Genomic DNA, 13,249 nt, shown 5'->3' with positions numbered 1-13,249 from the left:
TGCGCCAAGCTGCGTGGGATTTTTTTCAGGTTGCCCCGCCCTCTCCCTCAGCGCAGTCCGTGGAAAGGGTTTCTGTAACGGCGTGTCTCGTTCCGCCCGGTTGAACCGACATCCCCCTCGAAGGTCGCAATTAAGCCATCACGGCGCTGGTGGGTTTGCCCCCGCGCTTGTGTCATCATGCTCCGACCGCCGGTTAGTCCCAGTTAAGCCTCTCTATGAACAGACCCTACGCACTGCTGCTTGCCTTCGCCCTGCTCCAGGGCTGCCAGAGCCTGGCGCCGCAAACTGCCGAGCCTCCCGTTGCCGAGGCCGACAAGGATGTGGCGAAAAAGCCCGTGGCGTATGGATCGTTTACCCAGGACGGCCTCTATAGCCTGCTGGTGGCCGAGCTTGCTGGCCAACGCAATCGCTTCGACATCGCCCTGGCCAACTATGCCGATCAGGCCGAGAAAACCCAGGACCCTGGCGTCTCCGAGCGCGCCTACCGTATCGCCGAGTACCTGGGCGCCGATGAGCCAGCCCTGGACAGCGCGCTGATCTGGGCCAAGAACGATCCGCACAACCTCGACGCCCAGCGCGCCGCTGCCATTCAGCTGGCGCGCGCTGGCCGTTACGACGACTCCATGGTCTATATGGAGAAGGTTCTACAGGGGCAAGGCGACACCCATTTCGATTTCCTCGCCCTTTCTGCCGCCGAGACCGACCAAAGCACCCGCGACGGCTTGATGCAGAGCTTCGACCGCCTGCTGGTGAAGTACCCCGACAACAGTCAGCTGGTGTTCGGCAAGGCACTGCTGCTGAACCAGGACGGCAAGACCGAAGAGGCCCTCGACCTGCTCGAGTCGCACCCGGCGCAAAACGGCGAGATCGCGCCGATTCTGCTGCGCGCGCGCCTGCTGCAAGCCCTGGACCGTGGCCCGGAAGCGCTGCCGTTGCTGCGTGGCGCGATCCGTGACAACCCCGAAGACCGACGCCTGCGCCTGACCTACGCGCGTACCCTGGTCGAACAGGACCGCATGGCCGACGCCAAGGCCGAGTTCCTGAGCCTGGTGCAGCAGTATCCCGATGACGATGAATCGCGTTACTCCCTGGCCTTGGTGTGCATGGAGAACAAGGATTGGGACCAGGCCGAGGTGTACCTGCGCGAGTTGATCGAGCGCGACAGCAACGTCGACGCTGCTCATCTCAACCTTGGTCGCATCGCCGAAGAGCGCCATGACCCGGCCGCCGCCTTGCGCGAGTACGCCCTGGTCGGCGCCGGCGCTGATTATCTGCCGGCGCAACTGCGCCAGGCCGACATCCTGATCGCCAACGGCCGCGGCAGCGAAGCCTCGCGCCTGCTGGCCGAGGCCCGCGAGGCGCAGCCAGACGCCGCCGTGCAGCTGTACCTGATCGAGTCGGAAAGCTACAGCAACAACAACAAGGACGCCCAGGCCTTGCAGGTGCTGCAACAGGCCCTGATGCGCTACCCCGACGATCTCAACCTGCTGTATACGCGGGCGATGCTCGCCGAGAAGCGTGGCGACCTGGCGCAGATGGAAAAAGACCTGCGCGCCATCATTGCCCGCGAGCCGGAAAACGCCATGGCCCTCAACGCCCTTGGCTATACCCTCGCCGACCGTACCAACCGCTTCGCCGAAGCCAAGGCGCTGATCGAAAAAGCCTACAAGCTGACCCCGGAAGACCCCGCCGTGCTCGACAGCATGGGCTGGGTGAACTATCGCCTGGGCCAGCTCGACGAGGCTGAAGACTACCTGCGCCAGGCCTTTACCCGCTTCCCCGACCACGAAGTCGCTGCCCACCTGGGCGAAGTACTTTGGGCCAACGGCAAGCGCGGCGAAGCCCGCAAGGTGTGGGCCAAGGGCTTCGAAGCCCAGGCCGACAGCCCTATCCTGCGCAAGACCCTCCTGCGCCTGACCGGATCCGAGACTCTTTAACGCCATGTTCCTGCGCCATTGCATCACCTTCACCCTGATCGCCCTGTTGGCCGGCTGCGCCGGCTTCGGTAGTCGCGAGGCCGTGCAAGGCCACGGCGACCCGCAGCAGTGGCGCGCCCATAAAGAACAGCTGAGCAGCCTCGACGGTTGGCAGATCAACGGCAAGGTCGGCATTCGCGCGCCGCGCGACTCCGGCAGTGGCACGCTGTTCTGGCTGCAGCGCCAGGATTACTACGATATTCGCCTGGCCGGCCCGCTTGGCCGTGGCGCTGCGCGTCTGACCGGGCGTCCCGGTGGTGTCGTGCTGGAAGTGGCCAACCAGGGCCGCTATGAGGCCGACAGCCCTGAAGCGCTGCTCGAAGAACAATTGGGCTGGCAATTGCCGGTTTCGCACTTGGTCTGGTGGGTGCGCGGCCTGCCGGCACCCGATAGCAAGAGCAAGCTGACCCTGGACGGCGACAGCCGTCTGGCCAACCTTGACCAGGATGGCTGGCAGGTCGAATACCTGCGCTACGCCGAGCAGAACGGCTACTGGCTGCCAGAGCGGATGAAACTGCATGGCAAGGACCTCGACGTGACGCTGGTGATCAAGGACTGGCAACCGCGTCAGCTGGGGCATTGATCCCATGCACACGCTTACCTTGCCCGCCCCGGCCAAGCTCAATCTGTGGCTGCATATCATCGGTCGCCGCGCCGATGGCTACCACGAACTGGAAACCGTCTTTCAGTTTCTCGAGCATGGCGACGAGCTGAGCTTCGCCGTGCGCCAGGACGGCGTGATTCGCCTGCATAGCGACCTGCAGGCCGTGCCCCACGACAGCAACCTGATCGTGCGCGCCGCGCGCGCGTTGCAGGCGCAGTCGGGCACTGCACTGGGAGCCGACATCTGGCTGAACAAGGTGCTGCCCATGGGCGGTGGTATCGGCGGCGGTAGCTCCGATGCAGCCACGACATTGCTGGGCCTGGCACACCTCTGGCAGCTGAACTGGAATGAAGACCGTCTAGCGACCCTGGGTCTGAGCCTGGGCGCCGACGTGCCGGTGTTCGTTCGCGGCCATGCCGCGTTCGCCCAGGGCATTGGAGAGCAACTCACGCCGGTGGACCCTGAAGAGCCCTGGTATGTCGTGCTTGTGCCGCAAGTGTCTGTCAGCACAGTAGAAATTTTTTCACATCCGCAGTTGACACGTGATTCCCTCCCCCTTAAGATGCGCCCCGTTCCCGAGGGAAACAGTCGAAATGACTGCCAACCGGTGGTAGAGCAGAGTTACCCAGAAGTTCGCAACGCGCTGAATTCTTTGGGTAAGTTCACAGAGGCTCGACTAACCGGCACTGGAAGTTGTGTGTTTGGGGCCTTCCCAAGCAAAGCCGAAGCTGATAAAGTTCTGGCCCTTCTTTCAGCGACCCAAACAGGGTTTGTGGCGAAAGGAAGCAATGTTTCGATGTTGCATCGCAAGCTGCAAAGTCTGGTCAAGAAGTCGAGCGCATAAGCGTTCGCAGCAACAGATACAGGGGCGTCGCCAAGCGGTAAGGCAGCAGGTTTTGATCCTGCCATGCGTTGGTTCGAATCCAGCCGCCCCTGCCATTTTCCTTATACTCATCCAGGTATACCCTCAGCCTTCAGGTACTGCGCGTGTCCAAGATGATGGTCTTTACGGGGAACGCTAACCCCGATCTGGCTCGGCGTGTCGTACGTCAGCTGCATATCCCTCTCGGTGACGTCTCTGTCGGTAAGTTCTCCGACGGTGAGATCAGTACTGAGATCAATGAAAACGTTCGCGGTAAAGACGTCTTCATTATTCAGCCGACCTGTGCCCCGACCAACGATAACCTGATGGAACTGGTAGTGATGGCCGACGCCTTCCGCCGCTCCTCAGCCTCCCGAATCACCGCCGTGATTCCCTATTTCGGATATGCCCGCCAGGACCGCCGTCCGCGTTCGGCACGTGTAGCCATCAGCGCCAAAGTGGTGGCTGACATGCTCACTGTCGTGGGTATCGACCGTGTACTCACCGTCGACCTGCACGCTGACCAGATCCAAGGTTTCTTCGATATTCCTGTCGACAACATCTACGGCTCGCCCGTACTGGTGGACGACATCGAAGACCAGCGTTTCGAGAATCTGATGATCGTTTCCCCGGACATCGGTGGCGTGGTGCGCGCACGCGCCGTCGCCAAGTCCCTGGGTGTCGATCTCGGCATCATCGACAAACGCCGTGAAAAGGCTAACCACTCCGAGGTCATGCACATCATCGGCGACGTCGAAGGGCGCACCTGCATCCTGGTAGACGACATGGTCGACACCGCCGGCACCCTGTGCCACGCGGCCAAAGCCCTGAAAGAGCACGGTGCTGCCAAGGTTTACGCCTATTGCACGCACCCTGTCCTGTCGGGCCGTGCGATCGAGAACATCGAGAAGTCGGTCCTGGACGAGCTGGTGGTGACCAACACCGTGCCGCTGTCCGCCGCTGCTCAAGCCTGTGACCGTATCCGTCAGCTGGATATCGCACCGGTTGTCGCTGAAGCGGTCCGCCGCATCAGCAACGAAGAATCGATCAGCGCGATGTTCCGCTAAGCGGAACCCGTGTTGATATGAAGCGCCCCGCCCCAGCATGTGTTGGGGCGGGGCTTTTTTGCCATCCCCGTCGGCGCTGGTCGCAAACGTCTTCGGGGGGCTATTTTGGAGAAACAAAATGACTGATTTTACCCTGAACGCCCAAGCGCGTACTGACCTGGGGAAAGGTGCGAGCCGCCGCCTGCGTCACTCCGCTCACATCCCAGCCGTGGTTTACGGTGGCAACAAGGACGCTGAGTCCCTGACCATCCTGGCCAAGGAAATCACCAAGCTGTTCGAAGACGAGGCTGCCTTCAGCCACGTTCTGCAGCTGAACGTCGACGGCACCAAGCAAGACGTCATCGTCAAGGCCCTGCAGCGTCACCCAGCCAAAGGCTTCATCATGCACGCCGACTTCGTTCGCGTCGTTGCTGGCCAGAAGCTGACCGCCAAGGTTCCGGTTCACTTCATCAACGAAGAAGCCCCGGTCAAAAAAGGCGGCGAGATCTCCCACGTTGAGTCCGAGATCGAAGTGTCCTGCGAAGCCAAAGACCTGCCTGAGTTCATCGAAGTCGACCTGGGCAACGCTGAAATCGGCACCATCATCCACCTGTCGGACCTGAAAGCGCCTAAAGGCGTAGAGTTCGTCGCTCTGGCCCACGGTGATGACAAAGCTGTTGCCAACGTTCACGCTCCGCGCGTTTCCGCCGAAGCTGAAGAAGAAGGCGCTGCCGAGTAATCCACTCGCGCGCCGGTGTTGATCGGGTTACAGTGCGCCCCGCGCCTGTAACCCAACAACTCCAAGGAAGAGCCCCTGACGTGACCGCCATCCAGTTGATCGTCGGCCTGGGTAACCCCGGCCCCGAATACGAACAGACCCGGCATAACGCAGGGGCTCTTTTCGTTGAACGCATTGCCAGCGCCCAGCGCGTTTCGCTGAGCGCTGACAAAAAATATTTCGGCCTGACGGCTAAGTTCAGCCATCAGGGCAACGACGTTCGTTTGTTGATCCCCACCACCTACATGAACCGCAGCGGCCAGTCCGTGGCGGCCTTGGCCAATTTCTTCCGCATCAAGCCGGAAGCGATCCTGGTGGCGCATGACGAACTCGACCTGCCTCCGGGCGTTGCCAAGCTCAAGCGCGGCGGCGGCCATGGGGGGCACAACGGCCTGCGTGACATCATTGCGCAGCTCGGCAACCAGAACGACTTCCACCGCCTGCGGCTTGGCATTGGCCACCCGGGCGACGCCAAACTGGTCTCCAACTTCGTCCTGGGCCGCGCGCCGCGCGCCGAGCAGGAGAAGCTCGACGCCAGCATCGATTTTGCCCTCGGCGTGCTGCCGGACGTGCTGGCCGGCGATTTCGCCAAGGCCATGCGCGAGCTGCACAGCCAGAAGGCCTGATTTCCTAGAGAGGGGAATATCCATGGGTTTCAATTGCGGCATCGTCGGCCTGCCCAACGTCGGCAAGTCCACCCTGTTCAACGCCCTGACCAAGTCTGGTATCGCGGCCGAGAACTTCCCTTTCTGCACCATCGAGCCGAACAGCGGTATCGTGCCGATGCCCGATGCGCGCCTGGCGGCACTGGCGGAAATCGTCAAGCCTAACCGCATCCTGCCGACCACCATGGAGTTCGTCGACATCGCCGGCTTGGTGGCCGGTGCGTCGAAAGGTGAAGGCCTGGGCAACAAGTTCCTGGCCAACATCCGCGAAACCGACGCCATCGCCCACGTGGTGCGCTGCTTCGAAGACGAAAACGTGATTCACGTTTCCAACAGCGTCGACCCCAAGCGTGACATCGAGATCATCGACCTCGAACTGATCTTCGCCGACCTCGACAGCTGCGAAAAGCAGTTGCAGAAAGTGGCCCGCAACGCCAAGGGCGGCGACAAGGACGCCCTGGCGCAGAAGGCGATCTTGGAGAAGCTGATCCCGCACTTCACCGAGGGCAAGCCTGCGCGCAGCCTGATGAAGCACATGGCTGACGACGAAAAGGCGGTGATTCGCGGTTTCCACCTGTTGACCAGCAAGCCGGTGATGTACATCGCCAACGTGGCCGAAGACGGCTTCGACAACAACCCGCACCTGGACGTGGTCAAGGCCATCGCCGAGGAAGAAGGCGCGGTGGTGGTACCGGTGTGCAACAAGATCGAAGCCGAAATCGCCGAGCTGGACGATGGCGAAGAGAAGGACATGTTCCTCGAGGCCCTGGGCCTGGAAGAGCCAGGTCTGAACCGCGTGATCCGCGCCGGTTACGAGCTGCTCAACCTGCAGACCTACTTCACTGCCGGCGTGCAGGAAGTACGCGCCTGGACCGTGCGCGTCGGTGCCACTGCCCCGCAGGCAGCCGGTGTGATCCACACCGACTTCGAGAAAGGCTTCATTCGCGCCGAAGTGGTGGCCTATGACGACTTCATCCAGTTCAAGGGTGAAAGCGGTGCCAAGGAAGCCGGTAAATGGCGCCTGGAAGGCAAAGACTACATCGTCAAAGACGGCGACGTGATGCACTTCCGCTTCAACGTATAACGCCCTCTCACCGACGCCCCCTTCGCGCTGCAACAGGCTGCGAAGGGGGCGTCGTCGTTTCTGCCGTCAGCCGGCAGGCGGTGCTCAATGCCAGGTGATCTGGATACTTCGCAAGCCACTCCAAACAGAAGCATTTGGTTTCAAGTTGCGGCAACACGCCTGCCAATGGTTCACAAAATCCTGAACTGATTATTTCCCTCCAGCGATTTTTCTCTCAGCCAAGCCCCACCAGAATCGCCTCACCACAATCACAAAAACCGTGAGGCCACTCCCGTGGACCAGACACTTCAGGTACAGCAGGCTGCGGCCGAGCTGGTAGCCGCCTTTGCCAGCAACGACAGCGCCCGTTACTTCGCCTGTTTCAGCGAAGACGCCACGTTCCTCTTCCACACCTTGGCGCAACCGCTGCTGACCCGCCGCGCCTATGAAAACCTCTGGGCCCAGTGGCAAGCCGAAGGTTTTGCCGTGCTCGCCTGCCAGTCCAGCAACCCGCAGATCAGCCTGCAGGGCGAGGTGGCGATCTTCATGCACGAGGTGGCCACGCACATTCGTGCTGCCGGTCAAGAGCAGCAGTTGGCCGAGCGCGAGACCATCGTCTTTCGCCGCTATGGCGAGCGTTGGCTGGCGTGCCATGAGCACCTCTCGGTGCTGAGCCCAGCCTGATTCGAACTTACGCGGCCCTGCCGCACTGCCATCGCACCCACAAGAACGGGCAGCGCCAAGCGCGGCCCTACAACAACCGCGCTGGAGCATCACCATGAGCCACTCGACCACTATCGAGACCAACGGCGTCGAACAGATCCCCGACGATCAACGCGACGCTACCCCACTGGACCTGTTCCGCCTGATCTTCGGCGGCGCCAATACCTTTGCCACCGCCGTACTGGGCAGCTTCCCGGTGCTGTTCGGGTTGTCCTTCCAGGCCGGCGTCTGGGCCATTCTGCTCGGCGTTGGGGTGGGCGCGCTGATCCTCGCCCCCATGGGCCTGTTCGGCGCCCTCAACGGCACCAACAACGCGGTATCGTCAGGGGCGCACTTCGGGGTGCATGGGCGTATCGTCGGTTCGTTCCTGTCGCTGCTCACGGCGGTGGCGTTCTTTTCGCTGTCGGTGTGGAGCTCGGGCGATGCCCTGGTGGGTGGCGCCAAGCGCCTGGCTGGCCTGCCCGAAACCGAGCTGACCCTGGGCCTGGCCTACGGCCTGTTCGCGGTGCTGGTGCTGGTGGTGTGCATCTTCGGCTTTCGCTTCATGTTGTGGGTGAACAAGATCGCCGTGTGGGCTTCCAGCCTGCTGTTCCTGCTCGGCATCGTCGCCTTCGCCGGGCCGTTCGATGCAGCCTTCGCCGGGAGCGTGAACCTGGGTCAAGCGGGGTTCTGGGCGGCGTTCGTGGGCGCGGCGATCCTGGCCATGAGCAACCCGGTATCGTTCGGCGCCTTTCTCGGTGACTGGTCGCGCTACATTCCGCGACAGACGCCCAAGGCGCGCATCATGCTGGCGGTGATCGGCGCCCAAGCAGCGACGCTGATTCCCTTCCTGTTCGGCTTGTGCACCGCCACGCTGGTGGCAACCCAGGCACCGGACTACATCGCGGCCAACAACTACGTGGGCGGATTGCTGGCGGTAGCGCCGAGCTGGTTCTTCCTGCCGGTATGCCTGATTGCGGTGATCGGCGGCATGTCGACCGGCACCACTGCGCTCTATGGCACCGGCCTGGACATGTCCAGCGTGTTCCCGCGCTTGCTCAGCCGTGCGGCAGCCACGCTGTTGATCGGGGTGCTGGCGATCGGCTTCATCTTCATTGGCCGCTTCACCTTCAACCTGGTGCAGAGCGTGTCGACCTTCGCGGTGCTGATCATCACCTGCACCAGCCCATGGATGGTGATCATGATCCTCGGCTTGATCACCCGCCGCGGCTTCTACCATGCCGACGACCTGCAGGTGTTCACCCGCGGCCAACGCGGCGGGCATTACTGGTTCCGGCACGGTTGGAACTGGCGTGGCATGGGCGCGTGGGTGCCCAGCGCGCTGGTAGGCCTGTGCTTCGTCAACCTGCCCGACCAGTTCGTCGGCCCGCTCGGCGAGCTGGCCGGTGGCATCGACCTGAGCCTGCCGGTCACCCTGGGCCTGGCAGCAATGTTGTACCTGCTGCTGCTGAACCTGTTCCCTGAACCCGCTGGGGTGTATGGCCCGCAAGGGCCGCGCTGGGTGCGCTGCAAGCGTGCGGCGTGTGCACCGATAATTCGCGCCGAGATGGCCTGACTGGATACCGACCATGACAACTTCCCATTACATCGCCGGCCGCTGGGTCGAGGGCCAAGGCAGCGACTGCATCAGCGTCTGCGAACCGGCAAGCGGCTTGCCTTTCGCCGAATTCAGGGCAGCCAGCGCGGCTCAGGTCGATGAAGCCGTGGCGGCCGCGCGCGCTGCCCTGAATGATTGGAAACAGCTCGATGCCCGTGTCCGCGCAAACCTGCTGCGCGCCTTCGCCGAGCAGCTGGGCGAGCGTCGTGAGGCGCTGGTCAGCCTGCAGATGCGCAATAACGGCAAGCCACGCCATGAGGCCGAAATCGACCTGGACGATGCCATCGCCACCTTCACCTATTACGCCGACATGGCCGAGCAACTGCCCGCGCAAGCCCGCGACGTGCCCTTGGCCGTGCCAGGCTTCACGGCCAGAACCCGCATGGAGCCCGTGGGCGTGGTGGGCCTGATCGTGCCGTGGAATTTCCCCCTGGTGACCAGTGCCTGGAAACTGGCACCGGCACTCGCCGCCGGCTGCACGGTGGTGCTCAAGCCGTCGGAGGTGACGCCGCTGATCGAGCAAGCCTATGGCCAGATCGCCGACGCCGTAGGCCTGCCAGCCGGCGTGCTGAACATCGTCAACGGCAGGGCACCAACCGGCGCCGCCCTGAGCAACCACAGCGGTCTGGACAAACTGTCGTTCACCGGCAGCAACAGCGTAGGCAGTCAGGTGATGCGCAGCGCCTCGGCGCAGTGCCGGCCTGTGACCCTGGAGCTTGGCGGCAAGTCGGCAATCGTGGTGTTCGACGATTGCGACCCTGATCAGGCGGTGGCGTGGATCGTCGCCGGCATCACCTGGAACGCTGGGCAGATGTGCTCGGCGACTTCGCGCCTGCTGGTGCAGGAGGGCATTGCCGACACATTGATGCCGCGCCTCACGGCAGCGCTGGAAGCGCTGCGCATTGGCAACCCGCTCACTGAAGAGATCGACATGGGGCCGCTCACCAGCCAGGCGCAGTGGCTGAAAGTGGCCGGTTATTTCGCCACGGCACGCGAAGAAGGCCTGGACTGCCTGACAGGTGGCCAAGCACTGCAGCGTGATGGCTGGTTCGTCAGCCCGACGCTGTATGTCGATGTCCCCACCGACAGCCGCCTGTGGCGCGAAGAGATCTTTGGCCCGGTGCTGTGCGCGCGACGCTTCGGCACCGAGCAGGAGGCGATCGCCGAGGCCAACGACAGTCGCTTCGGCCTGGTCGCGACGGTCTGCTCTGCCGACCTGGCGCGCGCCGAGCGCGTCGCTGATGCCCTGGAGGTAGGCCATGTGTGGATCAACTCGGTGCAGGCGGTGTTCGTCGAAACCTCATGGGGCGGCACCAAGGGCAGCGGCATCGGCCGCGAGCTGGGGCCGTGGGGCCTGGCGGGCTATCAGTCGGTCAAGCATGTAACGCGCTGCCTGGGCTGAGCCCCCAGGCACATGCTTGCAAGGTCATGTCAGCGCAAGCCCGCATGACCTTGCAAGATCGCCCGTCGCGGCTCAAGCCCCTTGCGTGGAAGGCTCCCCGCCCTTCGCCCCGTCCTGCAGCAACACCATGCTCTGCGGCGCCGACAAGGCGATACCCTGCTCGCGCAAACGTCCCAGAATGGTGAACAGCAGGTCACTGCGGGTCCCCGACACCTGCCGTGGCCCCGCCACGTAACCGCTGACGCCAATCACCATGCCGGCCGCTGTCAGGTCCTTGAAACTCACCGAGCTGGCCGGCGCGTCGAGGATCGCCTCATGCTCGTGGAAGGCCGCAAGCAACAGCTCGCGTACCAGGTTGGCGTCGGTGTCCAACGGCAAGGTCAGGGTGATACCGACCACGCCCAGGGCATTGCCCATGGTGACGTTACGCACGTTCTGCGAGATGAACTGCGAGTTGGGCACGATCACCGTCGAGCGATCGGACATCTGGATTTCGGTAGCGCGCACGTTGATCCGACGGATATCGCCCTCGACCCCCGCCAGGCTCACCCAGTCACCGACCTTGACCGGGCGTTCGGTGAGCAGGATGAGGCCGGAGATGAAGTTCTGCACGATCTGCTGCAGGCCGAAACCGATACCCACCGACAGTGCGCTGACCACCCAGGTCAGGCTGGTCAGGTTGATGTGCAGGGTCGACATCACCAGCATCGCCAGGAACAAAAAGCCCAGGTAACCGACCAGGGTCACCAACGATGCGCGCATGCCTGCGTCCATGTCGGTGTCAGGCAACAGCCGCTCGCTCAACCAGCGCTTGACCACGCGGATGCCGAACAACCCGCCGCAGAAGATCGCTGCGGCCAGCAGAATATCCTGGGGCACGATGTTCAGATTGCCCAGCACCTTGCCACCGGTGCCGTCCCAATCGCCCAGGCTCAGCAACAGCTCGCCGGGGCTGGTACCCGAAGGCATCAGCGCCAGCAATACGGCCAGGAACAGCAGCACGGTACGGCTGATACCCACCAGGATGGTGCTGGCTTGCGCCTGATGGCGCGGCGCCAGGCCCAGGGTCGAGGCCAGCGCCAGGCCGCCGGGTTGACGCGGCGACAGCAGGGTTTCGCACAGGTCGGCGAAGAACGTGGTGAGCAGGTAGGCACACACCGCCACCACACTGATCCACAACAGCTTGGCGGTGAGGAAATAGGCCAGGGTCAGGTAGCCGGTCAGCAGCGCGAGGATGATCAGCCCGACCCAGACCACGATCACGAACGGAATCAGCCCGGCCAAGCCGGCCGGGCGTGGCAGCTCATGCTTGCGCAGCGTGCGGCGGTAACGCACCAGGGCCAGGGCGAAGATCGCCGCCACCACCAGCGCAGTCAGGCCATTGGTGGCCACGGTCAGTGCCAGGCTGGTGCCGATGACGCTGTTGATACGCTCCATGGTCAGCATCACCATCAGCGCCAGCGCCAGCAGTTTGGGGAACCAGCCCAGGGCGGCGGCGACTTCATCGGCGATCTGCGGCAAGCGCCAGGACGGCCGCTGCAGCATCAGCATGGCGCGACCAAGCCCGGTGATGAAGGCGCTGAACACCACCAAGGTGAGGAAGTGGTTGGTCAGGCTGGCGATGTCCGAGCCAAGCTCGGCGCTGCTTTCCAGACCCAAGCGCAACAGCGACACCGAGCCGGCGATGGTGCCCAGCGTGGCCAGGCTCACGCTCAGGGCCAGGGCACTGCGGCGCAGCCGGCCTTCGGGCAGGCGATGCACCATGGCACTGGCCAGCAGCCGCTCGATCAGCCGCCGCACCCAGATCCACACCGCGAAAGCGGCGACCACGCTGGCGATGAACCACCAGCGATGCTCGGCGCTGAACGCATCATTCAAGGCCGCGCTGGCCTCCTCGCGCAGATCGCGCAAGCGCGCCACGTCATCCTCGGTGGGGCGGATCAGGCTCGACCAGAAGGCCGGGCTCAGGGGCGAGGCGGCGCGGCTGAGGATCTGCGAGTTGAACTGGCTGCGGCGCAGGTTGACGATCTGCGTCGACAGATCACGCGCCGACTGGGTCAACTGCGTGGCTTGTTCCTGCTCGGCCACCAGCGCCTTGCGTTGCGCATCCAGTTGCTTGCGCTGGCGGGTCAGGCTTTCAGCCTCGTCAGGCTGCACCGGGCCGAGCACGTTGAGCTGATCGTTGACCTTGGCCACGTCACTGGTGCGCAAGGTAGCCAGGGCATCGGCCTGGCGCTGCACCTGCACCGCCGCCATGCGCAGCTGCGACAGCAGGTCATCGTTGGCATTGCTGGTAACGCCCTGGCGGATCAGGTCGAGGCGATCGCTCAACTGCTCGTAGCTGGCGTCCTCGGTCAGTGCCGGCAGGTCGGCGACGTTGAGCGCGGACGCCGGCGCAGCCGGCGCCGACCAGGCTGGGGCGGCCAGCGCCAGCATCAGGGTCATGATCCCCAGGTAGAATCGGGCAAGGCTGACACGCCTCATCGGATGTTCCTCTTTACACATCGATTTGGCGGGGGATTCTACGCCGCTT

Annotated in this window: 11 protein-coding genes and 1 tRNA gene; 11 read left to right on the top strand and 1 reads right to left on the bottom strand. The window is 63.5% G+C overall.

The features are described 5' to 3' along the window. Nucleotides 1-215 precede the first annotated feature (215 nt). From ACLEJW_RS00525 to ACLEJW_RS00475, 11 genes are all read left to right on the top strand, one after another. The gene (locus tag ACLEJW_RS00525) at nucleotides 216-1,937 is read left to right on the top strand and encodes a tetratricopeptide repeat protein (RefSeq protein WP_313458343.1); all 1,722 of its coding nucleotides are present in this window, start codon (nucleotides 216-218) and stop codon (nucleotides 1,935-1,937) included. Between the two features lie 4 nt (nucleotides 1,938-1,941). Beyond that, nucleotides 1,942-2,559 carry a lipoprotein insertase outer membrane protein LolB gene (lolB, locus tag ACLEJW_RS00520; protein WP_145191725.1) on the top strand — a complete coding sequence of 206 codons (618 nt, stop codon included), beginning with the start codon at nucleotides 1,942-1,944 and terminating at the stop codon, nucleotides 2,557-2,559. A 4-nt stretch (nucleotides 2,560-2,563) separates the two neighbouring features. After that, nucleotides 2,564-3,424, top strand: coding sequence for a 4-(cytidine 5'-diphospho)-2-C-methyl-D-erythritol kinase (gene ispE / locus ACLEJW_RS00515; RefSeq protein ID WP_145191722.1), 861 nt, complete (start codon nucleotides 2,564-2,566; stop codon nucleotides 3,422-3,424). Between the two features lie 20 nt (nucleotides 3,425-3,444). After that, nucleotides 3,445-3,519: transfer RNA gene (locus tag ACLEJW_RS00510), tRNA-Gln, on the top strand. Nucleotides 3,520-3,567: 48 nt separating this feature from the next. Then, nucleotides 3,568-4,509, top strand: coding sequence for a ribose-phosphate pyrophosphokinase (locus ACLEJW_RS00505; protein WP_003247410.1), 942 nt, complete (start codon nucleotides 3,568-3,570; stop codon nucleotides 4,507-4,509). Between the two features lie 118 nt (nucleotides 4,510-4,627). After that, a complete protein-coding gene (locus ACLEJW_RS00500) occupies nucleotides 4,628-5,227 on the top strand; it encodes a 50S ribosomal protein L25/general stress protein Ctc (RefSeq protein WP_313301441.1) in 600 nt (199 codons plus the stop codon). Nucleotides 5,228-5,307: 80 nt separating this feature from the next. Next, complete coding sequence (gene pth / locus ACLEJW_RS00495; RefSeq protein WP_054894616.1) at nucleotides 5,308-5,892, top strand: aminoacyl-tRNA hydrolase; 585 nt, start codon at nucleotides 5,308-5,310, stop codon at nucleotides 5,890-5,892. A 22-nt stretch (nucleotides 5,893-5,914) separates the two neighbouring features. Then, the gene (ychF, locus tag ACLEJW_RS00490) at nucleotides 5,915-7,015 is read left to right on the top strand and encodes a redox-regulated ATPase YchF (protein WP_145191716.1); all 1,101 of its coding nucleotides are present in this window, start codon (nucleotides 5,915-5,917) and stop codon (nucleotides 7,013-7,015) included. Nucleotides 7,016-7,288: 273 nt separating this feature from the next. Further along, entirely contained in the window at nucleotides 7,289-7,678 is a 390-nt protein-coding gene (locus tag ACLEJW_RS00485; protein WP_145191714.1) for a YybH family protein, read from the top strand. Between the two features lie 94 nt (nucleotides 7,679-7,772). Beyond that, complete coding sequence (locus tag ACLEJW_RS00480; protein ID WP_313301449.1) at nucleotides 7,773-9,272, top strand: purine-cytosine permease family protein; 1,500 nt, start codon at nucleotides 7,773-7,775, stop codon at nucleotides 9,270-9,272. Nucleotides 9,273-9,285: 13 nt separating this feature from the next. Then, nucleotides 9,286-10,716, top strand: coding sequence for an aldehyde dehydrogenase family protein (locus ACLEJW_RS00475; RefSeq protein ID WP_313301452.1), 1,431 nt, complete (start codon nucleotides 9,286-9,288; stop codon nucleotides 10,714-10,716). 72 nt (nucleotides 10,717-10,788) lie between these two features. Here the strand turns inward: ACLEJW_RS00475 and ACLEJW_RS00470 are convergent, their stop codons facing one another. Beyond that, complete coding sequence (locus ACLEJW_RS00470) at nucleotides 10,789-13,200, bottom strand: DUF3772 domain-containing protein (RefSeq protein ID WP_440776835.1); 2,412 nt, start codon at nucleotides 13,198-13,200, stop codon at nucleotides 10,789-10,791. Nucleotides 13,201-13,249 lie beyond the last annotated feature (49 nt).

It is taken from the genome of Pseudomonas sp. SMSB3, from assembly GCF_052041965.1.
In the GTDB taxonomy this organism is placed as follows: domain Bacteria; phylum Pseudomonadota; class Gammaproteobacteria; order Pseudomonadales; family Pseudomonadaceae; genus Aquipseudomonas.
This window is presented reverse-complemented; position numbering and strand designations above follow the sequence as displayed.